The 24115-nt window shown below is 64.4% G+C and carries 24 protein-coding genes and 3 tRNA genes; 6 read left to right on the top strand and 21 right to left on the bottom strand.

The window, feature by feature from the left end; translation table 11 throughout:
* Window positions 1–3 precede the first annotated feature (3 nt).
* Window positions 4–1014, top strand: coding sequence for an SDR family oxidoreductase (locus DOM57_RS14165; RefSeq protein WP_110649846.1), 1011 nt, complete (start codon window positions 4–6; stop codon window positions 1012–1014).
* Window positions 1015–1070: 56 nt separating this feature from the next.
* Here DOM57_RS14165 and astB read toward each other — a convergent pair whose 3' ends face one another.
* The 5 genes from astB to DOM57_RS14140 all read right to left on the bottom strand — a co-directional run bounded on the left by astB (window position 1071) and on the right by DOM57_RS14140 (window position 7442).
* Window positions 1071–2441 carry an N-succinylarginine dihydrolase gene (gene astB / locus DOM57_RS14160; protein ID WP_110649845.1) on the bottom strand — a complete coding sequence of 457 codons (1371 nt, stop codon included), beginning with the start codon at window positions 2439–2441 and terminating at the stop codon, window positions 1071–1073.
* Window positions 2438–3907: a succinylglutamate-semialdehyde dehydrogenase gene (gene astD, locus DOM57_RS14155; RefSeq protein ID WP_110649844.1), complete on the bottom strand. Its 1470-nt coding sequence runs from the start codon at window positions 3905–3907 to the stop codon at window positions 2438–2440. The genes astB and astD overlap by 4 nt, the downstream gene beginning before the upstream one ends.
* Before the next feature lie 180 nt (window positions 3908–4087).
* Entirely contained in the window at window positions 4088–5107 is a 1020-nt protein-coding gene (astA, locus tag DOM57_RS14150; RefSeq protein ID WP_110649843.1) for an arginine N-succinyltransferase, read from the bottom strand.
* Window positions 5107–6177 (bottom strand): arginine N-succinyltransferase, encoded by a 1071-nt coding sequence (locus tag DOM57_RS14145; RefSeq protein WP_239496238.1) that lies wholly within the window; start codon window positions 6175–6177, stop codon window positions 5107–5109. The genes astA and DOM57_RS14145 overlap by 1 nt, the downstream gene beginning before the upstream one ends.
* Before the next feature lie 50 nt (window positions 6178–6227).
* Window positions 6228–7442, bottom strand: a complete 1215-nt coding sequence (locus tag DOM57_RS14140; RefSeq protein WP_110649841.1) for an aspartate aminotransferase family protein — start codon at window positions 7440–7442, stop codon at window positions 6228–6230.
* 195 nt (window positions 7443–7637) lie between these two features.
* Between DOM57_RS14140 and DOM57_RS14135 the strand changes: the two genes are divergently transcribed.
* On the top strand, window positions 7638–8432 hold the full coding sequence (locus DOM57_RS14135; RefSeq protein ID WP_110649840.1) for an SDR family NAD(P)-dependent oxidoreductase: 795 nt from the start codon (window positions 7638–7640) through the stop codon (window positions 8430–8432).
* 191 nt (window positions 8433–8623) lie between these two features.
* Here DOM57_RS14135 and fabF read toward each other — a convergent pair whose 3' ends face one another.
* From fabF to DOM57_RS14115, 4 genes are read right to left on the bottom strand one after another with little or no spacing between them, the layout of a single operon-like run.
* Window positions 8624–9880 (bottom strand): beta-ketoacyl-ACP synthase II, encoded by a 1257-nt coding sequence (gene fabF, locus DOM57_RS14130; protein WP_110649839.1) that lies wholly within the window; start codon window positions 9878–9880, stop codon window positions 8624–8626.
* Between the two features lie 12 nt (window positions 9881–9892).
* Entirely contained in the window at window positions 9893–10468 is a 576-nt protein-coding gene (locus DOM57_RS14125; protein ID WP_110649838.1) for a winged helix-turn-helix transcriptional regulator, read from the bottom strand.
* 46 nt (window positions 10469–10514) lie between these two features.
* Window positions 10515–10997 carry a GNAT family N-acetyltransferase gene (locus tag DOM57_RS14120; protein WP_110649837.1) on the bottom strand — a complete coding sequence of 161 codons (483 nt, stop codon included), beginning with the start codon at window positions 10995–10997 and terminating at the stop codon, window positions 10515–10517.
* Between the two features lie 39 nt (window positions 10998–11036).
* Window positions 11037–11597, bottom strand: coding sequence for a cupin (locus tag DOM57_RS14115; protein ID WP_110649836.1), 561 nt, complete (start codon window positions 11595–11597; stop codon window positions 11037–11039).
* A 165-nt stretch (window positions 11598–11762) separates the two neighbouring features.
* Between DOM57_RS14115 and tsaA the strand changes: the two genes are divergently transcribed.
* On the top strand, window positions 11763–12548 hold the full coding sequence (gene tsaA, locus DOM57_RS14110; protein ID WP_239496237.1) for a tRNA (N6-threonylcarbamoyladenosine(37)-N6)-methyltransferase TrmO: 786 nt from the start codon (window positions 11763–11765) through the stop codon (window positions 12546–12548).
* A 55-nt stretch (window positions 12549–12603) separates the two neighbouring features.
* Window positions 12604–13170, top strand: coding sequence for a peptidylprolyl isomerase (locus DOM57_RS14105; protein ID WP_110649835.1), 567 nt, complete (start codon window positions 12604–12606; stop codon window positions 13168–13170).
* A 117-nt stretch (window positions 13171–13287) separates the two neighbouring features.
* Here the strand turns inward: DOM57_RS14105 and purC are convergent, their stop codons facing one another.
* The 4 genes from purC to dapA all read right to left on the bottom strand — a co-directional run bounded on the left by purC (window position 13288) and on the right by dapA (window position 16810).
* Window positions 13288–14001, bottom strand: a complete 714-nt coding sequence (gene purC, locus DOM57_RS14100) for a phosphoribosylaminoimidazolesuccinocarboxamide synthase (RefSeq protein ID WP_110649834.1) — start codon at window positions 13999–14001, stop codon at window positions 13288–13290.
* A 90-nt stretch (window positions 14002–14091) separates the two neighbouring features.
* Window positions 14092–14895, bottom strand: a complete 804-nt coding sequence (locus DOM57_RS14095; RefSeq protein WP_110649833.1) for an MBL fold metallo-hydrolase — start codon at window positions 14893–14895, stop codon at window positions 14092–14094.
* Window positions 14895–15848, bottom strand: a complete 954-nt coding sequence (gene bamC / locus DOM57_RS14090) for an outer membrane protein assembly factor BamC (RefSeq protein WP_110649832.1) — start codon at window positions 15846–15848, stop codon at window positions 14895–14897. The genes DOM57_RS14095 and bamC overlap by 1 nt, the downstream gene beginning before the upstream one ends.
* 77 nt (window positions 15849–15925) lie before the next feature.
* The gene (gene dapA / locus DOM57_RS14085; protein WP_110649831.1) at window positions 15926–16810 is read right to left on the bottom strand and encodes a 4-hydroxy-tetrahydrodipicolinate synthase; all 885 of its coding nucleotides are present in this window, start codon (window positions 16808–16810) and stop codon (window positions 15926–15928) included.
* Between the two features lie 366 nt (window positions 16811–17176).
* Here dapA and DOM57_RS14080 point away from each other — a divergent pair, with 366 nt between their 5' ends.
* Window positions 17177–17647 (top strand): peroxiredoxin, encoded by a 471-nt coding sequence (locus DOM57_RS14080; protein WP_110649830.1) that lies wholly within the window; start codon window positions 17177–17179, stop codon window positions 17645–17647.
* A 14-nt stretch (window positions 17648–17661) separates the two neighbouring features.
* Here the strand turns inward: DOM57_RS14080 and DOM57_RS14075 are convergent, their stop codons facing one another.
* Both DOM57_RS14075 and DOM57_RS14070 read right to left on the bottom strand, forming a co-directional pair.
* A complete protein-coding gene (locus DOM57_RS14075) occupies window positions 17662–18747 on the bottom strand; it encodes an AI-2E family transporter (RefSeq protein WP_110649829.1) in 1086 nt (361 codons plus the stop codon).
* Complete coding sequence (locus tag DOM57_RS14070) at window positions 18744–18995, bottom strand: sulfurtransferase TusA family protein (RefSeq protein WP_110649828.1); 252 nt, start codon at window positions 18993–18995, stop codon at window positions 18744–18746. Before DOM57_RS14070 ends, DOM57_RS14075 begins: the two co-directional genes overlap by 4 nt.
* A 316-nt stretch (window positions 18996–19311) precedes the next feature.
* On the opposite strand from DOM57_RS14070, the gene DOM57_RS14065 reads away from it, so the two are divergent.
* Window positions 19312–20775, top strand: a complete 1464-nt coding sequence (locus DOM57_RS14065) for a M48 family metalloprotease (RefSeq protein WP_110649827.1) — start codon at window positions 19312–19314, stop codon at window positions 20773–20775.
* A gap of 11 nt (window positions 20776–20786) precedes the next feature.
* Here DOM57_RS14065 and DOM57_RS14060 read toward each other — a convergent pair.
* The 6 genes from DOM57_RS14060 to DOM57_RS14035 form a co-directional block, all read right to left on the bottom strand.
* Window positions 20787–20862: transfer RNA gene (locus DOM57_RS14060), tRNA-Lys, on the bottom strand.
* 60 nt (window positions 20863–20922) lie between these two features.
* Window positions 20923–20998: transfer RNA gene (locus tag DOM57_RS14055), tRNA-Lys, on the bottom strand.
* A gap of 52 nt (window positions 20999–21050) precedes the next feature.
* Window positions 21051–21126: transfer RNA gene (locus DOM57_RS14050), tRNA-Lys, on the bottom strand.
* 99 nt (window positions 21127–21225) lie between these two features.
* Window positions 21226–22092 carry a 23S rRNA pseudouridine(2605) synthase RluB gene (gene rluB / locus DOM57_RS14045; RefSeq protein WP_110649826.1) on the bottom strand — a complete coding sequence of 289 codons (867 nt, stop codon included), beginning with the start codon at window positions 22090–22092 and terminating at the stop codon, window positions 21226–21228.
* A gap of 50 nt (window positions 22093–22142) precedes the next feature.
* Window positions 22143–23072 (bottom strand): SMC-Scp complex subunit ScpB, encoded by a 930-nt coding sequence (gene scpB / locus DOM57_RS14040; protein WP_110649825.1) that lies wholly within the window; start codon window positions 23070–23072, stop codon window positions 22143–22145.
* A complete protein-coding gene (locus DOM57_RS14035) occupies window positions 23069–24001 on the bottom strand; it encodes a segregation and condensation protein A (RefSeq protein ID WP_110649865.1) in 933 nt (310 codons plus the stop codon). Before DOM57_RS14035 ends, scpB begins: the two co-directional genes overlap by 4 nt.
* Window positions 24002–24115 lie beyond the last annotated feature (114 nt).

Below are 24115 nucleotides of genomic sequence, written 5' to 3'. Positions count from 1 at the left end.
GACATGGGCATCAAACTGAAGCACCTCGAAGATCAGGTCGTCGTGATTACCGGCGCGACCTCCGGCATCGGTCTATCCACGGCGCGCATGGCCGCCGATCGCGGCGCGCGCCTCGTGGTTTCGGCGCGCAACGAAGACACGCTGATTCAGCTGGTGGAGGAACTCCGCCAGCGTGGCACCGAGGCGGTGCACGCCGTGGCCGACGTGGGCGATCCCGCTCAGGTGCATGGCATCGCCGAAACCGCGTTCGAGCATTTCGGCGGCTTCGATACCTGGATCAACAACGCCGGGGTGTCGGTGTACGGCTATATGCTCGATGTGCCGCTGGAAGATCATCGCAAGCTGTTCGAGACCAACTTCTGGGGCGTCGTTCACGGCTCGCTGGAAGCGGCGCGTTATCTCTCCACACGCACCGCGGGGCACGGCGGCGCGATCATCAATCTGGGTTCGCTGGTATCCGACCGCGCGATCCCGATTCAGGGCATGTATTCCGCCTCCAAGCATGCCATCAAGGGCTTTACCGATGCGCTGCGCATGGAGCTCGAGGCCTTGGGCGCGCCGATTTCCGTCACCCTGGTCAAACCCGCCAGCATCGCCACGCCCTATGCCGAGCACGCCCACAACCATCTCGAGCAGGAACCCAGCCTGCCGCCTCCGCTATATGAGCCGAGCGTCGTCGCCAAGGCGATCCTGCATTGCGCCGTCCATCCCAAACGCGATATCCGTGCCGGAGGCGGCAGCAAGGCGATCGCGATGCTCGGCGACCTCGCGCCGCGTCTGACCGATCGCATCATGAAAGGTCCGATGATCGATCGGCAGAAGTCGGGGCACGCGGAGCATCGTCACGCTTTTGCCCTGCACGAACCCGGCATCGATATGCGCGAACGTGGCAGCTATCCGCACCATGTTTCCACAACCAGCCTCTACACCCAGGCCTCGATGCATCCTGTCATCACCACGGCGGTCGTCGCGGGCGCTCTGTTTGGTCTTGCCGCGCTGAGCCGACGTCGTTGACCAACGTGAATGGACGAGGCGCGGCCAAGGCGGCTCAAAAAGCGGCGAACTCTGAACTACGCGCGTGTCGTCGACTCGCGCTGAAACGGGTAGACGTTGCCGATTTCCAGCAGCTGGGTCAGCTCATCCAGCGCCGTGAGCGTCTCGTCGGCGAGCTGCGGGTCGGCCAGCTCGTCCGGCGTCAGGCTGTCGCGGTAGTGACGCTCGACCCAGCCCGTCAGATCGGCATACAGCGCGTCGTCCAATAGCACCCGGCCGCTCAGCGCCTGGCGCTCGGCCGCGGAGAGCACCACGCGCAGGCGCAGGCAGGCAGGGCCGCCGCCGTTGCGCATGCTCTGCTTGACGTCCTTGACCAGGACATCGCTGATCGGGTTGTAGCCCGCCAGCAGCAGATCCTGAATCGTGCGCCAGACGGATTCGTTCTCCTGGCACTCGCCCGGCACCACCAGCGTCATGCTGCCATCCGGATTCGACAGCAGCTGCGAGTTGAACAGATAGGTCGATACCGCGTCCTCGAGACTGATCGCTTCGCTGGGCACACGTATCGGGATGAGTGGCGTCGTCATTCGTTGGCGCAACGCATCCAGCGTCTTCTCCTCGTCGAGAAACGCCATCTCGTGATAGAGCAGCACCGGCCCGTTGCCCACCGCGATGACGTCGTTGTGGAACACGCCGGCATCGATGGCATCGGGATGCTGCTGAGCAAAGACGACCTGCGAATCCTCGAGGCCATGCTGGCGCGCGACCGCCTGGCTCGCCTCCAGCGTCTGACGCGCCGGATAGCGTTTGGGCGAGCGTTCGCCGCCGAAGGCGTGCCGACCGTAGACGAACAGATGCACGCCGGGCTCGTGATGATCGCCACACAATCGGGTGTGATTGGCCGCACCCTCGTCGGAGAACGCCGGCGTCGCCGGCAGCACCGGATGATGGGCGAAATGGCACTCGTCGCGGAAGATCGCCGCCAGCACGCGCCCCGTGGTCTCCGGCTCGAGATAGCGATGGAAGCTCGATTGCAGGTTGGCGGGCGTGAAGTGCACGCGACCGTCGGGCGCATCGAGGCTCGGCGAGATCGTGGCCGCGTTGGCGGTCCACATGGAAGACGCCGAGCACACCGCGCGCAGCAGCTGCGGTGCCTCCTGCGCGGCACGAGCGAGGATCGCGGCATTGCTGCCGTTGAACCCCAGGGCGCGCAGCGCACCCAGGTCGGGACGCTGCTGCGGCGGCAGTACGCCCTGGGCGTAACCGGCATCCATCAGCGACTTCATCTTGGCCAGCCCCTGCAGCGCGGCCTCGCGCGGGTTGGAGGCGAGCCCGCCGTGGCGCATCGAGGCCACATTGCCATGGGCCAGGCCGGCATAGTTGTGGGTCGGCCCGACCAGGCCGTCGAAATTGACCTCGCGTACGTCGCTATCGCTCGACATGCTCATAGCACGACTCCCGGCGGCAGCTCTGCCGGCATCGTCAAAGTGTCGGCCTCCATCGAGGCGACCGGATAGGCGCAGTAGTCGGCGGCGTAATAGGCGCTGGGGCGATGATTGCCGCTGTCGCCGATGCCGCCGAACGGCGCGTCGCTGGAGGCGCCGGTGGTCTGGCGGTTCCAGTTGACGATGCCGGCACGAATGCGTAGCAGGAAATCGTCCCAGTCGGGCTGGTCGCCGCCGATCAAGCCAGCGGAAAGTCCATAGCGGGTATCGTTGGCGAGTTCGATCGCCTCGTCCCAGTTCTCGTATCGATGGACCTTGAGCAGCGGCCCGAAGTGCTCCTCGTCCGGCACCTCGCAGCCGGTGACGTCGACCAGCCCCGGCGAGAGCAGACTGGTGCCGGCCTGCAGCGACTGCATGCGTACCAGCACACGACCGCCACGGGCCTCGAGATCACGCTGCGCCTCGAGCAGGCCTTCCGCCGCCTGCGGACTGACCAGCCCGGCATAGAACGGCGCCGGCTCGCTGAAGGGTTCCGCCACGCGCAGTTCGGCCAGGGTCTGCGCCAGTTTCTCGACCAACCGGTCGCCGGATTCACCCGCCGGCACGATCAGGCGACGCGCACAGGTGCAGCGCTGGCCAGCGGAGAGAAATGCCGACTGGACGATGGTCAGCACCGCCGCGTCGAGATCGCGCACATCCTTGACCACCAGCGGATTGTTGCCGCCCAGCTCCAGCGCCAGGATCTTGCTCACCTGACCGCCGAACTGACGATGCAGCAGCCCGCCGACCCTGGCGCTGCCGGTGAACAGCAGGCCGTCGATATCGGCGTTGCCCGCCAACGCCTGGCCGACCTCCGCCGCGCCCTGGACCAGGTCGATCACGCCGGCGGGCAACCCGGCCCGCTCCCAGCATTGCAAGGTCAGATCGGCGGTCATCGGCGTCTGTTCGCTGGGTTTGAACACCACGCAGTTACCCGCCAGCAGCGCCGGCACGATATGGCCGTTGGGCAGATGTCCGGGAAAGTTATAAGGACCGAAAACCGCCAGCACACCATGCGGGCGATGCCGCAGCACCGCCCGCGTGCCGCCGGCATCCCGGGCACGTTCGCCGGTGCGTTCGTGATAGGCGGTCAACGAGATCGCCACCTTGCCGATCATCGCGCCCACTTCGGTGCGCGCTTCCCAGATCGGCTTGCCGGTCTCGTGCGCGATGCACTCGGCCAGCGGTTCGCGATTGGCCTCCAGCTCGTCACGGAAACGCTCCACGATGGTCTGGCGTTCGGCAAACGGCCGACGCGCCCAGTCAGGAAACGCACGCCGCGCGGCCGCGATCGCCTCGTCGACCTGCTCCGGCGAGGCCGCCGCGGCCTGCCACAGCGTCTCTCCCGAGATGGGATCGCGCTTGTCGAAACGCGCGGCGGCGCCGTCGATCCAGCGGCCGTCGATCAGCAGTTGTTGCCTGGCGTGCATATGTCGCTCCTGGTTGTTCTGAAACGAGAAGGAAGAGATAAGAGGTCAGAAAGAAGAAGCAAAAATCCAACCATCACTACAAAACCCAACAACCGACTTTTCGCTTTTGACTTGGCTTTTTCTTCCAACTTATGACTTCTAGCCGCGTCGCGGCGCTTATCTCTTCCGACTGATGTCTTCTCAAGTTTCCAGCACCCTCAACCGGTCGCCACTGGCTACATCCAACCGCTCGGCTTCCGCGACGGTGAGCGTGATCACGCCATCCTTGCCGGGGCCGCGGCCGATCCAGCTGCAACGGAAGTCGCTCATGCCGGTGGTCGCCGCCAGCCAGCCCGGACGCTCCGGCTGCGAGAGCGGATCGCCGCTGACCTCGACCGTGACGCAGGATGAGTGGCGAATGGCGCGAACGTCGTCGATATAGGCCTCCACCGTGGGGCCGCCGTCGAAGATGTCGATATAGCCTTCCCAGCGCAGCCCTTCCTTCTTGAGCATTTCCAGCGCCGGCCGGGTGTGCTCGTGGACCTGGCCGATGCAGTCGCGTGCCGCCTGCGGCAGGAATGGCGTATAGATCGGATACTTCGGCATCAGCTCGCCGATGAAGCTCTTCTGTCCCATGCCGGTGAGCTGGTCGGCCTGCTTGAACTCCATCGGGAAGAAGTGACTGCCCAGACTCTGCCAGAACGGGCTGACGCCTTCCGGACTGAAGACACCGCGCATTTCCGCCAGCACCTTGGCCGGAAAGCATTCGCGGAACTCGGCCATGAACAGCCAGCGCGCCTTGGAGAGCAGCGTGCCGTTGCGGTCGCGGCGATAAGCCGGACGCAGGAACAGCGAGGCGACTTCGGCATCGCCGGTGTGGTCGGAGCTCAAAAACAGCGTATCGATGGTGCGGTGCAGGTCGAGCTGGACCGAAGAATGGGCCAGCTTGCCGACGCGATAGTGATAGAACGGCGTATCCCGACCGACCTCGGCCTCGATCGCACAGCAGCCCGCCAGTTCGCCGTTCGACTCATCTTCCAGCACGAAGAAATAGAGCCGCTCGGGCTCGGGAACGCGGCCTTCGAAAGCGGCCACCGCCTTGTCGATCTTGGCCGTCAGGAATTCACGACTGTTCGGCAGCGACGTGAAGCCGACGCCGGTCTCCTGCGCCAACGCCTGCAGCTCGTCGATATCGTGATGCCCAATGGGTCGCAGGCGCATTACAGTTCTCCCTCGTCCAGCGCGTCTTCGACATTGGGTAACGCCAGCGGCGCGACCAGTACCGCACGGCCCTCCTCGACGCCGAGCAGCGCCGCCTGCGCTTCCGACAGCATCAGTTGCCCCGTCGGCGTGAGCGCATAGCGGGCGACGGTGCAGCGAAAATCCGCCAGTTGCTGGTTGGCGACCATCGCCGGTTCGGCATCCGGCAGCGAGGCCTCCGGGCGAATCCGCACCGGATGCCAGCCGCAGTGGGTCAGGGTCCGCAGCCGCTGGCGCTCGCCACGCAGCACCGGACCGGCATCGAAGATATCGACGTGACGCGAACGCACGAAGCCTTCGGCCAGCATCTCCTGCAGTGCCGGTTCATGGGCGGGATGCTCGCGCCCGATCGCCGCGCGGGCCTGGGGGCTCAGCAGCGGCAGATAGAGCGGAAACTGCGGCATCACCTCGGCGATGAAACTTTTCGAGCGCACGCCCGCCAGCAGATTGATCTCGTGGTAGCCCTGCTCGAAGAAGTGACGACCGACACTGTCCCAGAACGGCGAACCACCGTCCTCGTCGAGGTAGCCGGGGAAGGCAACGCCCAGCGTCTCGGCGAAGCGCTCGGGATACTGGGCGATGAACATCAGCCGCGCCCGTCGCAGCAGTGTCGCCGCGCTGGTACCGCGATAGCGGGAATCCAGCGACAACGCGCAAAGCAGCGAGACTTCCGACATCTCGTGAGACAGCGACAGCGTCTGTACCTCGTGGCGCAGGTTGAGCTGCTGAGAGGCGTGGATCAGGGTTTCCTGGCGATAGGTGTAATAGACATCCTGCGCCCCCGCCTGGGCCCGGATGCTCGCGGTGCCGACGACTTCGCCCAGATCCCGGTCCTCGAGCACGAAGGTGTAGATCTCGTCGCCGGGAAAATCGACGTTGTGCGAAAGCGACCTCGAGGAGCGGGCGATCCGCTCCTCCAGCCGATCGCGATGCGCGGGCAGGTTGGTCAGTTTGGGCGTGGCAGCGCCGGCAAGCCGCTCGATCGCCGCCAGATCGCCCGACTGCGCCGGGCGAACCAGTAGGTGACCCACGCTTCGCGCTGTGGCCTCCCCCGCGGCGCCCGGGAAAACATCGGCATCGATCATGACGGGTTAACGAGTTGCCCGATGGCCAGTTCCAGCCGTGACATGCCTTCCTGGATATCCGCTTCCGGGATCACCAGCGACGGCGCCATGCGCAGCACGTTGGGACCGGCCACCAGGATCATCAGGCCCTGTTTCAGCGCCAGCGGTAGAATGTCCCGCGCCTTACCCTGGAAGTCGTCACTCATCTCGGCGCCGATCAGCAGGCCCATGCCGCGAATCTCCTTGAACACGCCATACTTACGGTTGATGGCCTCGAGATGCTCGCGGAAGAGTTCGTGACGACGCTCGACGCCATCCAGAACTTCAGGCGTATCGATGGTGGTCAGTGCCGCCAGGCCGACGGCGCAGGCCAGCGGGTTGCCACCATAGGTGGAACCGTGGGTACCCACCGCCAGCGACGGCGCCACCCGGTCGGTGGTCAGCATGCCACCGATGGGAAAACCGCCGCCCAAGGCCTTGGCCGTGGTCAGGATGTCCGGCGTCACGCCGTAATGCATGTAGGCGTAGAGCTTGCCGCTGCGGCCGACGCCGGACTGCACCTCGTCGAACACCAACAGCGCCTGGTGCCGGTCGCATAGCTCGCGCAGACCGCCGATGAATTCCTGGCTAGCGGGGGTGACGCCGCCCTCGCCCTGGATCGGCTCCACCACCACGGCACAGGTATCGTCGTCGATCAGCTCGCGCACGCTGTCGAGATCATTGAACTCGGCATGCACGATGCCGCCCGGGATCGGGCCGAAACCCTCGGAGTACTTGGGCTGACCACCGACGCTCACGGTGAACAGCGTACGGCCGTGGAACGCCTGCCTGAACGAGATGATCTTGTGCTTCTTCTCGCCGAAGTTGTCGTATGCCCAGCGCCGGGCGAGCTTGAACGCCGCTTCGTTGGCCTCGCCGCCGGAAGAGCAGAAATAGGCCTTGTCGGCGAAGGTCCGCTCGACCATTTCCCTCGCCAGGGAGAGCGCCGGCTCGTTGGTATAGACGTTGGAGAGATGCCAGACCTTGTTGGCTTGCGTGGTCAGCGCATCGACCAGTGCCGGATGACAATGACCGAGGGCATTGACCGCGATGCCGCCGGCGAAATCGATGTACTCCTTGCCCGTCTGATCCCACAGGCGGCTGCCCTCGCCGCGCACCGGAATCGCCTGCTGCGGCGAGTAGTTGGGCGTCATGTAGCGGTCGAAATCGTCACGTGTCGGGCTAGCGGCCATCTTGTTCTCCCTGAAGGTTAGGGTTGTGTCAGTTGAGTATAAGGAGGCGGTGTCGCCTCGGCTTTCAGCGATGGGACGGCTATTTGCGAAAAGCGCCCCGATGTGGAAGTGTACTCCTGCGACTTTCGTCGAGACCATGGTTGCCAGGATCAGGGAGCAGCATCTTTTCCGTTACCGAAGGCAAGGAGAACCCTCATGAAGATCGATCTGTCGGGCAAGACCGCCATCATCACCGGCTCCACCGCGGGCATCGGGTTGGCCATCGCCAAGGGACTGGCCAATGCCGGCGCCGGCGTCACCGTGACCGGGCGTACCCGGCCCCGAGTCGACGCGGCGGTCGCGACACTCAGGCACGAGCTGCCGAGCGCCTCCGTGGATGGCGTCGCTGCCGATCTGGGCACTGCCGAGGGCTGCCGCCTGTTGATCGGACAGAAGCCTTCCTGCGACATCCTGATCAACAACGTCGGCATCTTCGAGCCCAGGGATTTCTTCGAGATCAGCGACGAAGAGTGGCAGCAGTTCTTCGATGTCAATGTGATGAGCGCCGTGCGCTTGTCGCGCCATTACGCTCAGGGCATGAAGCAGCGGAACTGGGGTCGGATCCAGTTCCTGTCGAGCGAGTCCGCGCTCAACATCCCGCCCGAGATGGTCCACTACGGCATGACCAAGAGCGCCGTGCAGTCGATTTCACGCGGGCTGGCCAAGGTGCTGACGGGCACCCGGGTCACGGTCAACGCGGTGCTGCCCGGGCCGACCAAGTCCGAAGGCGTGGGCAAGATGATCGCCGACATCGCCAAGCAGCGGGGCATCAGCGAGGCCGAGGCCGAAGCCAACTTCGTCAAGGAGAACCGCCCCTCCTCGATCATCCAGCGTGTCGCCGATGTCGACGAAGTCGCCAATCTCTGCGTCTACCTCGCCTCGCCCCAGGCCAGCGCCACCACCGGCGCGGCGATGCGCGTCGAAGGCGGGATCGTCGATACGATGGCCTGACCCTCCGGGTCAGTAAGCGGAAAGAGCGGCGCTTCGCGCCTGGAAGCTGTAAGTTGTAAGGAAAAGCAAAAGCCAAATCGAACCCCATTGAATCGCTGGGAGTTCAGTCTCAGCTTTTGACCTTGCCTTTTCTTCAAACTTCCAGGCGCAAAGCGCCGCTCTTATGGCTTACAGCTCCGGGCGAAGCCCGGTCAGAACCGCTTGAAGATCACGCTGGCGTTGACGCCACCAAAACCGAAGCCGTTACAGATGGCGTGTTCCATCGATATCTTGCGCGACTCGCCGTGAACCACGTCCAGGTCCGCCGCCAGCGGATCGGGATCGGTGTAGTTGCGCGTCAATGGAGCGGTCTGATCGCGCAGCGCCAGCAGCGTAAAGATCGCCTCGACGCCACCGGCCGCGCCGAGCAGATGGCCAGTGGCCGCCTTGGTCGCGCTGATCGCCGGCGAATGCTCACCGAACAGACGGTGAATGGCCGCGAGTTCGCCACGATCGCCTACCGGCGTCGAGGTGGCATGGGCATTGAGGTGCTGAATGTCGGATGCCTCCAGCCCCGCCTGTCGCAGTGCGATCCGCATGGCGCGAGCGGCGCCGTCGCCATCCTCGGGGCCGGCGGTCATGTGATAGGCGTCGGAGGTGGTGCCGTAGCCGACCAGCTCGGCGATCGGCGTCGCGCCCCTGGCCTGGGCGTGCTCGAGCGTCTCGATCACGATCAGCCCCGCGCCCTCGCCCATCACGAAACCGTCGCGGGCCTGGTCGAACGGCCTGGAAGCCTGCTCCGGCGTGTCGTTGAAGTGCGTCGACAACGCCTTGGCGGCGGCGAAGCCACCGAGACTGACGCGATCGATGCACGCCTCGCTGCCGCCGCACAGGGCGATATCGGCCTCGCCGGCATGGATCATGCGGGCGGCGTCGCCGATCGCCTGCAGGCCGGCGGCACAAGCGGTCACCGGCGCGGCCAACGGTCCCTTGAAACCATGCCGGATGGAGACCTGGCCACAGGCGAGGTTGGCGAGAAACGAGGGAATGGTGAACGGCGACAGCCGGCGCGGGCCACGGCTGTCGACGGTGCGGACCGCCTCGGCGATTGCCGGAAAGCCGCCGATGCCGGAGCCGATCAGGGTCGCGGTGCGCTCCTTCTCGGCTTCCGTCTGCGGAACCCAGTTGGCCTGGGTCAGCGCTTCCTGCGCCGCGACCACCGCCATCTGAATGAAGCGGTCCATCTTGCGCCGCTCCTTGGGATCGATGGTGGCATCGGGATCGAAGCCGGCGCTGTCTTCCTCGATGGTCGGCACCGGGCCGCCAACGCCGGCGGCCAGCCCCTCGACGGTCTCGGCCGGTAGCCGACGCAGCCCGGAGGCGCCCGCCAGCAGTCGTTGCCATACCGTCTCGACGCCGCAACCGAGCGGCGAGAGGATGCCCATGCCAGTCACTACGATACGTCGCATGACATTGTCCTTTCAGTCGTTGATCGGGTGCCAGTCCCCGCAGGCGGGCTCGGAGTCGGCCGGCGTGTCGTCGGGGCTGGCGGAAAAAGCGCAGGCGTTCTCGAATGCCGCCTGCATGCGTTCGGCACGCAGGCGAATCGCCGGCGTGGCATCGGGTCCGGGTACGAGTCTGACGTCGCCCAGATCGAGCGGGCCACCCTGCCGGCCGTCATGGAGAGTCGGTTCGATCGGTTGCCGTGTCAGCCGATGAACGAGCCATTGACCCCGGGCTTCGATCGGCAGGTGATGCTCCCCCCACTGATAGAGCGTGAGAATCACCGGCGCCAGAGCGCGCCCTTTCTCGGTCAGGCGATACTCGAAACGCGGTGGGCGCGTCTGGTAACGACGCTTCTCGAACAATCCATTGGCGACCATGCGGTCGAGACGGCGGGTCAGCATGTTGGAAGCGATGCCCAGATCGCGCTGGAACTGATCGAAACGCGTCGCGCCCTGCAATGCGTCACGCACGATCAATAGCGTCCAGCTGTCGCCGACGCATTCCAGCGCACGGGCGATCGGGCAGAATTCGATGCCCTTACTCACTTTCATAATGAAAGCGACTTTAACGGATTCCGTCCGGCGGGAAAAGCGCTTGTTACTGCGGAATGTAATGCAATCTCACCCGTGGCAGACGCTCGCCGTGGCGCTCGACCCAATCCTCCGCGACCTGCGACCAGCCACGCGCCAGCAGACTCGGCGCCAGCACCAGGCTGGCGTCGATGGTGATCGACTCATGCCCAGCCTCGCGCAACGCCGCCAGCGTGAGCGCCAGCAACTGCGAGCCGATGCCCTGACGCGCGACGGAGGGCCAGACGTAGAGCGTTTCGATGCGTCCTTCCGTGGCGTCTCGCTCGCAGAAGCCGATACAGTGGCCGTCGCACTCGGCGACCAAGGTGGGATAGAGTGCCTGACGCGCCATCCATGCCTCGGCGGTTCGAGGCAATGCCGCCGCCCAGGCCTCGCGCTGGGCCAGGCTGTAATGGCTGGAAGCGCCTTCCATCACGGCGTGATGGAACACTTCGGCCTGATCCGCGGCATCGCGCGGCAGGGCTTCGCGAAAACGGGTACGCTCAAGCATCGTGCGCTCTCCTGGATCGATGAGGGCGGCGCATTCCGCTCACGCCGCAGCGTCGCCGACCAGCGCCTCGAAGCGTGGAAAACGCTGTGCGATATCGCTGGTCGTCTCGGCTAGATGATGCGACTCGACATTGCTCAAACTCAAGGTCACGAAATCCGGCTGCGGTCCCATGTCGAACCAGTGCGGCACGTTCGCCGGAATCGAGATCAGGTCGCCGCGCTCGCAACCGACGACATAGACACGGTAGCCCAAATGCAGGTAGAAGATCGCCTGACCGTGCAGGAACAGGTGCCAGTTCTCGCTGGCACTGCGAGATTCGGTGGAAAGCAGCTCGCGTCGCAGGTCGCCATCGGGATAGACCGGACTCATGCCGCGCAGCTCGACACGCCGGCAGCCGCTGAGCTGGCAGAGCTCGTCGATGATCGCCGCGTGCTGGTCGAGTACGGCGTCGGCGGTGGCGCTCGGCATCAATGGCGGCAACGTATAACGACGAAACTGAATCTGGTTGGCCACCAGCTCCAGCCCGATACGTTCGGGGTCCTGGGTCATCAACAGCGATTGATCGCCATCGGCCTCGTGATAGACATGTAGGAAACTCATCTCGAACCTCTCCCTGGTCGTTCGGCATACCGATCACGTTGCGCCGCCTTCGTCGAAACCGCATCCGCCCCACGCGACCGTGGGCCGAACCACCTTCCCTTGGTATGCTGCGAGCGAAGGAAACGCATCCGGTCACAGTATGGCACCGTTACGGAATTTCTCCTCTTGAAGACCTCCGCCACCGATTTCGAGGCCATCGACGCCTTCTCTCTCTCCGCGATCGGCCATGTCTCGAGCGACTATCCCGACAAGTTCGGTATCCCCCGCCAGCCCGGTCTGGCCCCGACGGCGCGGGCGATCGTCTATCTCGATTCGGCGTTCGACGATCCGCAAACGGTGGAAGGGCTCGACACCTTCAGCCATCTCTGGCTCACCTTCGTCTTCGACCGCAGCCCGACTCGCTGGTCGCCACGGGTGCGTCCGCCACGGCTCGGCGGTAACCGGCGCATCGGCGTTTTCGCCAGCCGCAGCACGCATCGGCCCAACCGTCTGGGGCTCTCGCTGGTCGAACTGGTGAATATCGAGTCCAGCCCGCGGCCGACTCCGGCGGCGCTTCCCATCGCCGGCTCCCGGCTCGAGAAGCATCGCAGCAGAGTGAAGCTGCACCTGCGCGGCCACGATCTGAGCGACGCGACACCGATCCTCGACATCAAGCCCTATCTGCCCTGGGCGGAATCGCGACCGGAGGCCCGCGCCGGATTCGCACCGGCAGCCCCGCCGGCGTGCCCGGTCTCGTTCAGCGCCGATGCCGTTCGCGCGCTGGCCGAGCATCCCGACGGTCAGACGCTGACTCGTCTGATCGGAGAGGTGCTGACGCAGGATCCCCGCCCCGCCTATCACGATACGTCACGCGAGTACGGTATCTTCCTGCGGGATGTGAACGTGCGTTTTCGCGCCGTCGAGCGCGACGGTGAAACCGAACTCATGGTCGAAGCGGTCGAACGCCGATGACACGGCCGAGCGTTCCGGCTAGGCTGTCTTCCCGACGATTATCTGGAGTATTTCGATGCTGAAGTCGCTATGGTGCCTGGGTCTGATTACCCTGTCTCTGGTCGCCCTGCCGGCGCTGGCGGATGCGGATCATCCCCATGTGCGCCTGGCAACCAGCCAGGGCGACATCGAGATCGAACTCGATGCCCAGGCGGCGCCGAACACGGTGAAGAACTTCCTGCGCTACGTCGGCGAAGGTTTCTATGCGGATACCGTGTTCCACCGCGTGATTCCCGGCTTCATGATCCAGGGCGGCGGCATGAGCGCCGAACTCGAACCCAGACAGACGCATGACCCCATCGCCCTGGAGAAGAGCGGCCTGAAGAATACCCGCGGGACGATCGCCATGGCGCGGACCGCCAATCCCGATTCGGCCACCAGCCAGTTCTTCATCAATCTGGTCGACAACGCCGCGCTCGATTATCGCGATCTCTACACTCCGGGCTATACTGTATTCGGCCACGTCGTCTCGGGAATGGATGTGGTCGACGCCATCGCCGAGGTGCCGACCGGACGCCAGGGGCCGCATGCCGACGTACCGCGCGAACCGATCGCCATTCTCGGTGCCGAGCGGGTCGACTGACAGCGCCGCATCGGCCTGGGTTTCGCTGTTGCCGCCGTTGCACATGAAGAAGCCCCGACAGCTCGGCTGTCGGGGCTTCCGGTATCGGTCAGGACAAGCACCGCAAGAACAAGCGCCTTAGCCGAACGTGATCCCCAGCCGACGCCCCACTTCCTCGTAAGCCTCGATCACGCCGCCCAGTCCCTGTCGGAAGCGGTCCTTGTCCATCTTTTCCCGCGTTTCGGCGTCCCACAGACGGCAGCCATCGGGCGAGAACTCATCGCCGAGGACGACTTCGCCGTCGAACACGCCGAACTCGAGCTTGTAGTCGACCAGCAGCATGCCGGCATCGAGGAACAGCTGCTTGAGCACCTCGTTGACGCGGAAGGTCAGCGACTTCATCGTCGCCAACTGCTCGGGCGTCGCCCAGCCGAAGGTTTCAGCCAGCGACTCGTTGATCATCGGGTCGCCCTTTTCGTCGTTCTTCAAGAACAGCTCGAAGGTCGGCGGGTTCAATGCGATGCCCTCCTCGACGCCGAGGCGGCGCACCAGACCACCGGCGGCCAGATTGCGCACCACGCATTCGACCGGGATCATCTCGAGCTTCTTGACCACGCACTCGGTATCGGAGAGCAACTGCTCGAAATGGGTCGGAATCCCCGCCGCCTGGAGCTTGCCCATGATGAAGGCGTTGAACTGGTTGTTGACCAAGCCCTTGCGTGCCAGCGCCTCCTTCTTCTTGCCGTCGAAAGCGCTGGTATCGTCGCGGAAATGCAGCACCAGCCGCTGCGGGTCGTCACTCAGGTAGACCGACTTGGCCTTGCCGGCATAGAGAAGGTCGCGTTTGTGCATGGGGGCTGTCTCCGCGTCGCGGCCCCGTCGGGGCAGCTGATTCTTGAGTATGAAAACTTAGCGATGTCTGAAGCGACGCAACGGGTAGCGTCACGCGACGTGCTGCCAATCGGTTCCCCGGTCCTGTGCCGAGACCAGCAGCCGTGATTCATCGCCGTCGAGCAGTGGCACCAGGGCCGCCAGCGCCAGCTCGGGGTGGTTATTTTGCTCCGACAGATGCGAGCAGACAATCCGCTGCAGCCGATCGAGCCCCAATTGACGCAGCAGCTCGGCCGCCTGGCCGTTGGCCAGATGCCCCCAGCGGCCGGCGACCCGGCGCTTGAGATAGGGCGGATAAGGCCCTTCGGCGAGCATGCGGGGATCGTGATTGCATTCGAGGAACAGCGCATCGCAGCCGCGGAAGGCCTCGACCACATGCGCCGTCGGATGCCCCAGATCGGTCAGCACGCCGAGGCGGCGACCGTGGGCGCGGAAACAGAACTGAATCGGCTCGCGGGCGTCGTGGGGCACGGTCACCGGGTCGATCTCCAGCCCGCCGATGGCGAAGCGCGCCTGGGGCACCAGCAACTCGTGCCTGGGTACCTCGCCCAGCTTGCCGGAAAGCCAACTGCCGGCGCTGAGATAGACCGGCAACTGGTGCCGCCGCGCCAGCGCGCCGACCCCGGTGATGTGATCGCTGTGCTCGTGAGTCACCAGCACCGCCGCAAGCTGCCGCGGGTGGACGCCGAGCCGCGCGAGACGCTTTTCCGCCTCGCGCACGCCGAAGCCGCAATCCACCAGCACTAGGGTCTCGCCGTCGCTGACCAGCGTCGCGTTACCCTTGCTGCCACTGCCCAGCGAGGCGAAATGCAGCCCTGGTGAGGAGCGCAGCCCTGCTGCCGACGGTTGCGCCATCAGCGCAGTGTCGCCGCGATCGCGTCGAGCAACTCCCGCGCCGCGGCGCCCGGTACTTCGCCCCCATCGGGATCGCTGACCGTCAGCGTAGTCGTGGCGGCATCGGAGTCGAGCTGCAGGCGGTAGTGCTGGAACCCGTCATTGTCGTCGCCGAACCAGTCGAACCAGCCGCCGCTGTCGGCATCGAGCGGGCGATAGTCGACGTAGAACTGACCGGCACTGCGATTCTGGTCGACCAGCTTCAAACGCTCGGCGTCGAAGTTCTGCAACTGATAGAGCAGCTCGGACCAGGCGCGCTCGGCATCGAGTGCCAGGTCGAGCTGCCAGTGCCCCTGACGGTTGAGCAACTTGACGCGCTCGTTCTGGTCGAGCGGCTGGGCCGCCAGCGACACACCGCTGTCCGCGCCGCCGTTGGCTTCCAGATAAGCCTTGACCGCGCTCAGACACTGCGCACTGCCACCGATGTCACAGCGCACTTCGCTGGTGCCGCTACGCAGTCCCTGACGCAGGCTCAAAGCGCCCTGAGCGGTCTGGATTCGGCCATTGGCGGCATCGATGGCGGTCGTGTTGACGCCGTGATCGACGGCAAAGCCCTGCAACCGCGGCCATACGCTGGCCGGTGCCGCGTTGATCAGCAGCCAGCGTTCGCTGCCCGCCTCGCGCAGCTCGACGTAGGGCTGGTCGTCGCCCTGACTGGCCGCGAGAGGCTGGGGACGCGGTGCGTCACCGTCGGCCTCGGAAGCCATGAAATCACTATCGGCCTGCGGAACCGGCATGGAATCCTGATAGCGGATCGGATTGCGCGAATCCGGCAACTGCAACGGCTCGCTCATCTTGGCGTTGCGGTACTCGTCGTTACGGTCGTAGTAATTGCCATCTTGAAACAGGCCGCAGCCGGCAAGCGCCAGCGACGAGCACAACATCAGGAGCATCCATTTGAGGATGGGCTTCATGCATCCACCTTATGTTCGTGGCAAGGATTCGTGGCAATGGTTCGAAGCGATGGGCTGGAACAACGCAGCAAATCGGCTTACGCGGATTCGATGCCCGCCAGTTGCAACGCCTCGCCGACGTTGCTGTGGTAGCGCTCGGAGAGCCACGTCAGTGGCAACCGGATGCCCTTGTCCGCGTAGCCCATGCGGTTGAGCGCCCACTTGACGGGGATCGGATTCGATTCGATTCCCAGCGCGGTATGCAGCGGCGCCAGCCGGGCATTGATCTGGTGCGCCTTCTCGCGCTGGCCGCTGGTTGCCGCGACGCAGAGATCATGCATCGACTTGGGAGCGACGTTGGCGGTAACCGAGATGTCGCCATGGCCCCCCATCAACATGAAATCGCAAGCGGTGGAGTCATCACCGGAATAGAGCGCGAAACCGCTGCCCTTGAGGCGCTCGATCAACTCTTCGGCACGTTCGAGATTGCCGGTCGCATCCTTCAGGCCGACGATGCGTTCGAGCTCGGCCAGACGGAAAACCGTCTCGTTGTAGATGTCCGAACAGGTCCGGCCCGGTACGTTGTACAGGATGATCGGCAGTTCGCTGGCCTCGGCGACGGCCTTGAAGTGCTGGAACAAGCCTTCCTGGGTCGGCTTGTTGTAGTAGGGCGCCACCGACAGGCAACAGTCGGCACCGACTTCGCTGGCGTAGCGGGCCAGCTCGACAGCCTCGGTGGTGTTGTTGGCACCGGTACCGGCGATGACCGGAATGCGACCGTTGACTTCTTCGACCACCGTGCGAATCACATCGAAGTGCTCGGCGAACGACATGGTGGTCGGCTCGCCGGTGGTACCGGCGGCGACGATGGCGTCAGTGCCGTGATCGAGATGGAAGTTCACCAGGCGGCGCAGCGCCTCCCAATCGATCTCGCCACCGGCTTTCATCGGCGTCGCCATGGCGACGATGCTGCCTGTGATCATCTTGCTGTTCTCTCCCTAATGACCGGATAGGCGTGGAAGCCCGTCGAAGGCCGGTGAAGCGCATTTCGCCAACTCTGCCGAGCCGTGCCGGCTCCTGACGTCCGCACCCTTGCCTGCGTATGGCAGGGCATCACCGTACCGGGCACGGTTTCGCAAACACCAGATGGTACTCAGGCAGCACCAGCGTGTACAGCCAACCGCCCCTCGATCAGCGCTTCCTGCCGGTACGGGCATGCACCGGAATCTACTTCGCTACCGAGCATTGACCGCCGAGATCAGCTATCGTTCGGTCCCAGCGGCACCGCTTCCGCCTTTTCCACCGCAACTCTTTCATCACGACTCTTTCATCACAATCAGGAGACCAGCATGGCAATCAGCGTCGGGCAGCCCGTCGAAGATTTCACCGCCGAAGCCACCAGCGACACGACCTTCCGCCTGAGCGACTATCGCGGCAAGCAGGTCGTGCTCTACTTCTACCCCAAGGACAGCACGCCCGGCTGCACCACCGAAGGCGGCGATTTCCGCGACCGGGCCGAGGCGTTTGCCGATGCCAATACCGTGATCTTCGGGGTCTCGCGGGATGGCGTGAAATCCCACGAGAACTTCAAGGCCAAGCAGGGCTTTCCGTTCGAACTCATCTCCGACCGCGGCGAAGCGGTGTGCCAGCAGTTCGACGTCATCAAATTAAAGAAGATGTACGGCAAGGAGCATCTGGGCGTCGAGCGCAGCACCTTCCTGATCGACGCCGACGGCAAGCTCGCCCGCGAATGGCGCGGCGTGAAAGTCCCCGGTCATGTCGACGAAGTCCTGGCCGCGGCACGCGAACTAAACGGTTGAATCCGTCTCGCCCGCTACGTGTCTTCCACGATTTCGGCCTGGCGCGACTCGCCTCGCGGCCAGGCCTGCACCAGCGCCTTGATCAGCGTGGCCAGGGGGATGGCGAAGAACACGCCCCAGAAGCCCCATAGCCCGCCGAAGAACAGCACCGCCAGGATGATCGACACCGGGTGCAGGTTGACCGCTTCCGAAAACAGCACCGGTACCAGCACGTTGCCATCGAGCGCCTGCAGAATGGCGTAGGCGACCAGCACGTAAAGAAACTGTTCGCCCATGCCGAAGTGAAACCCCGCCACCGCGGCCACCGGCAGCGTCGCCACCGCCGCACCGATGTAGGGCACCAGCACGGAAAGGCCCACGACCAGCCCGAGCAGCGCCGCGTAAGGCAGGCCGAAAGCCCAGAAGGTAATGAACGCCACCCCGCCGACGATGATGATCTCGATGGTCTTGCCGCGCACATAGTTGGCGATCTGGTCGTCCATCTCCTGCCAGATGCGGGTCATCAGGGTGCGCTTGCGCGGCAGCAGCGAGAGCAGGAACTCGACCAGCCGTTCGCGATCCTTGAGCATGAAGAAGACCAGTATCGGTACCAGTACCAGATAGATGATGACCGCCATCAGGTTGCCCAGGGAGGCCAGCGAGAAGGTCAGTGCGCGCTGACCGAACTGCGAGGCTTGGCGTCCGGCGGTGGCGGTCCAGTCCTGCACCTGGTCCGGCGTCACTATCGTAGGGTACTGGGCTTGCAGGTCCCCCAGCCACTGTTGTCCGCTGGCGAACATACTCGGCGCTTCCTGCACCAGCTCCACCATCTGGTTCCATACCAATGGCAGCACGACCAGGGCCAATGCCAGCAACGCCCCCACGAACAGCAGGAACACCAGCCCCACCGCCAACAATCGAGGCAGGCCGCGCCGTTCCAGCCAGGCTACCACGCCCTGCAGCAGAAAAGCGACGACCAGCGCGGTGAGGAATGGCGCCAATGCCTTGCCCAGCCAGATCACCAGGGCGAAGCCGCCGACCAGCAACATCAGCAGGGTAATGGCTTCTTCATCGGAAAGGTAACGCTCGAACCAGTTACGCAGAACGCCTTTCAAGCTCATGCAGTCGTTTCCTTACCCGCTTTGCGCAGCCAATAACGATAACCGCCCTCGTCGGCGACGCGCTCGACCAACGAGTGTCGACTGTGCTCGACGAAGCTCTCGAAATCCCGCCACGAACCGGCATCGGTGGCGATCACTTCCAGCAGTTGCCCCGGCTGCATACCCGCCAGCGCCTGCTTGGCCTTGAGCAAGGGCAACGGACAGCGCAAACCGGAGGCATCGAGTCGTTGATCGGGCTGTTGGGGCATGACATATCCTGGAACGGGTAATGGATCGTCCGGGCCGCAGCGCCAGTTGCATACCATGACGTTTGCAGGCAACGTCTGCGGCAAGCTGCGGTCGAAGGCATGATAACGCAGAACCGTTGGAGCCTGTTCACGATCTAGCGAGCTAGGATCAAACTAGGCGAAAACGACTAAGGGAAGGACCGGGCTCGCGCTTGAGTTTACATAGGGGTAAATGAGTATTCCGAAGTCGTTTCAACGACGTTTGGCCGACGCGCAGCAGATTGTGAACAGGCTCTTACCGGCTACCGCCGCTTTCGCCTGTCTATAGGGACTCGGCATGAGGAACAGATTCATCGCACCCGTCAAGGGTCGCCTGATCGCCATCTCACTACTGGGCGCCACTCTCGCGGCTACCACACCGTCGGTGCAAGCCCAGCAGAGTTACCAGCTCCCCGATCTCGGCAGCACCAGCGCCACGGTCACCACCAGTGACGAGTATCACCTGGGCCGCGCCTGGCTACGCCAGTTCCGCGCCCAGACCGAGCAGTGGCAGGACCCTATTGCCCAGACCTATGTACGCTCGGTACTGGCCAAACTGGTGCCCTACAGCGGTGTCGATGCGCGCCTGGTGGTCACGTTGGTGGATAGCCGTCTGCTCAATGCCTTCGCCGTGCCGGGCGGCGTGGTCGGCGTCAATGCCGGACTGTTCGCTTCGGCGCCGGACGAGGACGAGTTCGCCTCGGTGCTGGCCCATGAGCTCGGCCACCTCGCCCAGCGTCACTATGCACGGCGCATGGAGCGTGTCGAGGAGACCCAGCTGCCGACCATGGCAGCGATGCTCGCGGGCATGATCATTGCCGCGGGCGGCGGCGGCAGCGCGGGTATCGCGACCATGATGGGTTCCCAGGCCGCCTTCATTCAGGATCAGCTCGCCTACTCCCGGCGTTTCGAACAGGAAGCCGACCGCGTCGGGCTCAATGCCATGGCCAAGGCCGGCTACGACCCGCAGGCGATGCCGGAGATGTTCCGGGCACTGCAGAAACTCGCCGCGCTGCAAGGCGGCAATCCACCGGAGTTTCTGCTCACCCACCCGGTGACCGAGTCGCGGATCAGCGATACTCAGGCGCGCGCCGATCAGTTACCCTCGCCGGCGCATCGCGACGATCCGTCCTATGCCATGATCCGGGCGCGCGCGCTGCTGATGCTCAATCAGGACATGCCATCCCAGGCGATGACCGAGCTCGAGCAGGACGATCCCCCCGAGGCGGCCGTGCGCTATCTGGAGGCGCTGAACGACGCCAGGCAGACCCGGTACGTCGCCGCTCTCGACAAGCTCGACGCGCTGGCACGCGACTACCCCGACCTCTCCATGATCCCGGCAACGGCGGCACAGATCGCCTATGACGCCAATCATCGCGAGGATGCGCTGGCCCGAGCCCGGCGCATCCTCAGGCTGTCGCCGAGCTACTACCCGGCGCAGTGGGTACAAGCGGAGGCATTGCTGCAGACGCAGCCGGCGCAGGCGTTCGACGTGCTGCGCGACATGAGCGAACAGTATCCGGAGGATCCCAACGTCTTCGGCCTGCTCGCCGAAGCCGCAGGTCGCAGCGGCCGCGATGCCTGGGGCCAGCTCGCCCGCGCCGAGCAGTTACAGCTCGAAGGCCGCATCGACACCGCGATTCGACAGCTCGACTCCGCCGAGCAGGTCGCCAAGGAGAGCGGCGACTACGCCATGGCCAGCCGCATCGAGCAGCGCCGCAAGGATTTCATCGGTTACCGGGAAACGATGCAGAATTTCTAGAAAAGGTACGATGGTGGGTCGTGTAGGATTCGAACCTACGACCAATTGGTTAAAAGCCAACTGCTCTACCAACTGAGCTAACGACCCGGAACGTACGATCGGCGATGGAATGCCGAATCGATGCCATGAAGGCGGTGAAGAGATCGATGGTGGGTCGTGTAGGATTCGAACCTACGACCAATTGGTTAAAAGCCAACTGCTCTACCAACTGAGCTAACGACCCACGAACCTTTGTTCAATCGCACTTGCGATAAAAACATCGACCCGTCGGAAAGTGGTGGGTCGTGTAGGATTCGAACCTACGACCAATTGGTTAAAAGCCAACTGCTCTACCAACTGAGCTAACGACCCCTTCCGACTGGGCGCACATGGTACTGATAAGCCTCGGAGCAGGCAAGCGTTTTTTCCAATCCCCCGAGGATACGATCAACCTGGCTCAAGGGGGCTCGTTCAAGACTCCTCACGCCGCGGGCGGCGCGGCTTCTTCATTGCCGTCACCGGGCGACGCTTGTGCTTGTCGCGGTTCCAGCGGTTCTTCTCCTGAGGAGTCAGTTCCGGCACCTGGCGCGGTTCGAGCCCCGCCATGGCGGAGAGTTCATCGATCTCGTCCTGGGAGAGTTCCAGCCATTCACCGGCCTTGGCCCGCTTGTCGAGAAAGATGTTGCCGTAGCGCACGCGCTTCAAGCGGCTGACGGTGAGCCCCTGGGATTCCCACAGCCGGCGCACCTCGCGGTTGCGGCCTTCCATGATCACCACGTGGAACCAGGTATTGATGCCTTCGCCGCCGAACTCCTGCACGTCGGTGAAACGCGCCGGGCCGTCCTCGAGCATCACGCCTTCGACCATGTTGACCACGTGTTCGCGCTGCACGTTGCCCATGACGCGCACCGCATATTCGCGCTCGATCTGATGCGATGGGTGCATCAATCGATTGGCCAGCTCGCCATCGGTGGTGAACAACAGCAGGCCGCTGGTATTGATGTCGAGACGACCGATCGCGATCCAGCGTTCGCCCTTCAGCCGCGGCAGGCGCTCGAACACGGTGCGACGGCCTTCCGGATCCTTGCGCGTGCACAGCTCGCCTTCCGGCTTGTTGTACATGATAACCCGGCGCGGCACTTCGTCGTTGGCGCGCAGGTTGACCGGGCGATCGTCGAGCGATACCCGGTCGCGCTGGCCGATCCGGTCGCCCAGCGTGGCGACCTGGCCGTTGACCTTGACGCGCCCGGCGCTGATCGCCGTTTCCATCTCGCGGCGGGAGCCGTAACCGGCACGTGCCAGAACCTTCTGCAATTTTTCGGTAGTGGTATCGGTCATGAGTTGTCATTGCCTCATCGGCTAGTGGAAGCGCCGCCTCGCCCGGACGCTCACGTTTCGTCGTGGGGCTCGTCGCGGGCATCCGGCGCTTCTCGGGTGTCCGCGCCCGTCTCGTCAATGGCCGGTGCGGAGCCCTGCTCCGCCTCTTCGGCCGCACGTTGACGGGCGCGTTCGGCCAGTCGCGCCTCGAGCTCGGCAAAACTCAGCGACTGGCCGGGGGACGCCATCTCGGCGTGTTCGTCGTCGGCCTCCGCCGACTCTGCCGATCCCTCTTCTTCCGTTACCGATTCCGCTTCTTCCGTTACCGATTCCGCCGTCGGCTGGTCGGCTTCCGGCGCGGTCTGGGGAACCTCGGGTTCGCCCCCTTCCTCGGGCGCCTCATCAGGCGAATCGGGAAACGGTTCGTGCATGGCCGTTTCGAACGTCTCGAAGCGCTTGAGTTCATGCATCGGCGGCAGCGAATCCAACGTCTTCAAACCCAGATCATCGAGAAACGCCCGCGTGGTGGCGTAGACCGCCGGACGCCCCGGCACGTCGCGATGCCCGACGACACGAATCCAGCCGCGTTCCACCAGGGTGCGCATGATCGAGCTGCTGACCGCGACCCCGCGCACCTCTTCGATGTCGCCACGGGTCACCGGCTGGCGGTAGGCGATCAGCGCCAGGGTTTCCAACAGCGCCCGCGAGTAGCGCTGCGGCTTTTCATCCCACAACCGCGAGACCCAGGGCGAGTAGCGCTGCCGGATGCGCACCTGATAACCCGATGCCGACTCGCTCAATTCCAGTGCGCCGCCACTCGCCAGCCGCTCGGAGAGCTTGTTCAGCGACTCGCGGATCGCCGCCCGCGACGGCGGCTGCCCTGAATCGAACAGCGATTCGATCCGCTCCAGCGATACCGGCTCGCCGGCGGCCAGCAGGACCGCTTCGAGAATTTCATCGAGCGCCGGCGCCAAGTAATGGGGATCGGTCAGGCGGTTCATGCTTGCGCCTCGCCATCGTCGGTATCGCCATCGCTCTCGAAGACCGCCTCGTCGTCGCCGAATGGCGGCATCTCGTCGCCCTCCAGCCCTGCGCTCCCGCTCGAGGCGCCGTCTTCCAGCGCCAGTCGGGCGCGAACGTGAATCGGCGAGAGCGGCGCATTCTGCACGATTTCGATCATCGACTCACGCGCTAATTCGAGAATCGCCATGAAGGTGACGATGATGCCGGCACGGCCCTCGGCAAGTTCGAACAGCGCCTCGAACGGGGTGTAGTACTCGGCATTCAACCGCGACATGATCGACAGCATCCGCTCGCGGGTCGACAGCACCTCGCGACTGATGCGATGGGACTGACGCAGATCGGCGCGCTTGAGCAGGCTGCCGAGCGCGCCGAGCAGATCCCCCAACGAGACCTCGGGGTGGATCACCCGCGGCTCCAGTTGCGGCAGTGCCGCCTGGGCGGGATGCCAGTCGCGCCCCATGCGCGGCAGCGCGTCCAGTTCTTCGGCGGCGCTCTTGAGCTGCTCGTACTCCTGCAACCGGCGGATCAGCTCGGCGCGAGGATCCTCCTCGCCTTCTTCGTCATCGCCCTTGGGCGGGCGCGGCAGCAGCGTACGCGATTTGATCTCGGCGAGCATCGCCGCCATCACCAGGTACTCACCGGCGAGATCGATCTCCATCGCCTGCATCAGCTCCACGTACTCGACGTACTGGTGCGTGATCGCCGCCACATTGATCGCCAGGATATCCAGGTTCTGACGCCGGATCAGATAGAGCAGCAGATCGAGCGGCCCCTCGAAGGTCTCGAGAAAGACCCGCAACGCCTCCGGGGGAATATAGAGATCCTGCGGCAGCTCGGTCAGCGGCTCGCCATTGAGGCGTGCCCATACCGTCGTCACCGAGTCACCGGAGATCTTCTCGCCATGCATGGGTTCGACGACGTTCACAGCGTGACCTTCCTCCCCGCCTTGCGTTCGCTGCCAGCTTGAAACGGACAGTCTACCAAGCCCGGCACGGGCATCCCACAAGCCTGCCCACGCGGG

Source organism: Salinicola peritrichatus (assembly GCF_003206715.1).
Lineage (GTDB): Bacteria > Pseudomonadota > Gammaproteobacteria > Pseudomonadales > Halomonadaceae > Salinicola > Salinicola peritrichatus.
The sequence above is the reverse complement of the archived record's forward strand: the minus strand, read 5'-3'. Positions and strand labels throughout refer to the sequence as shown.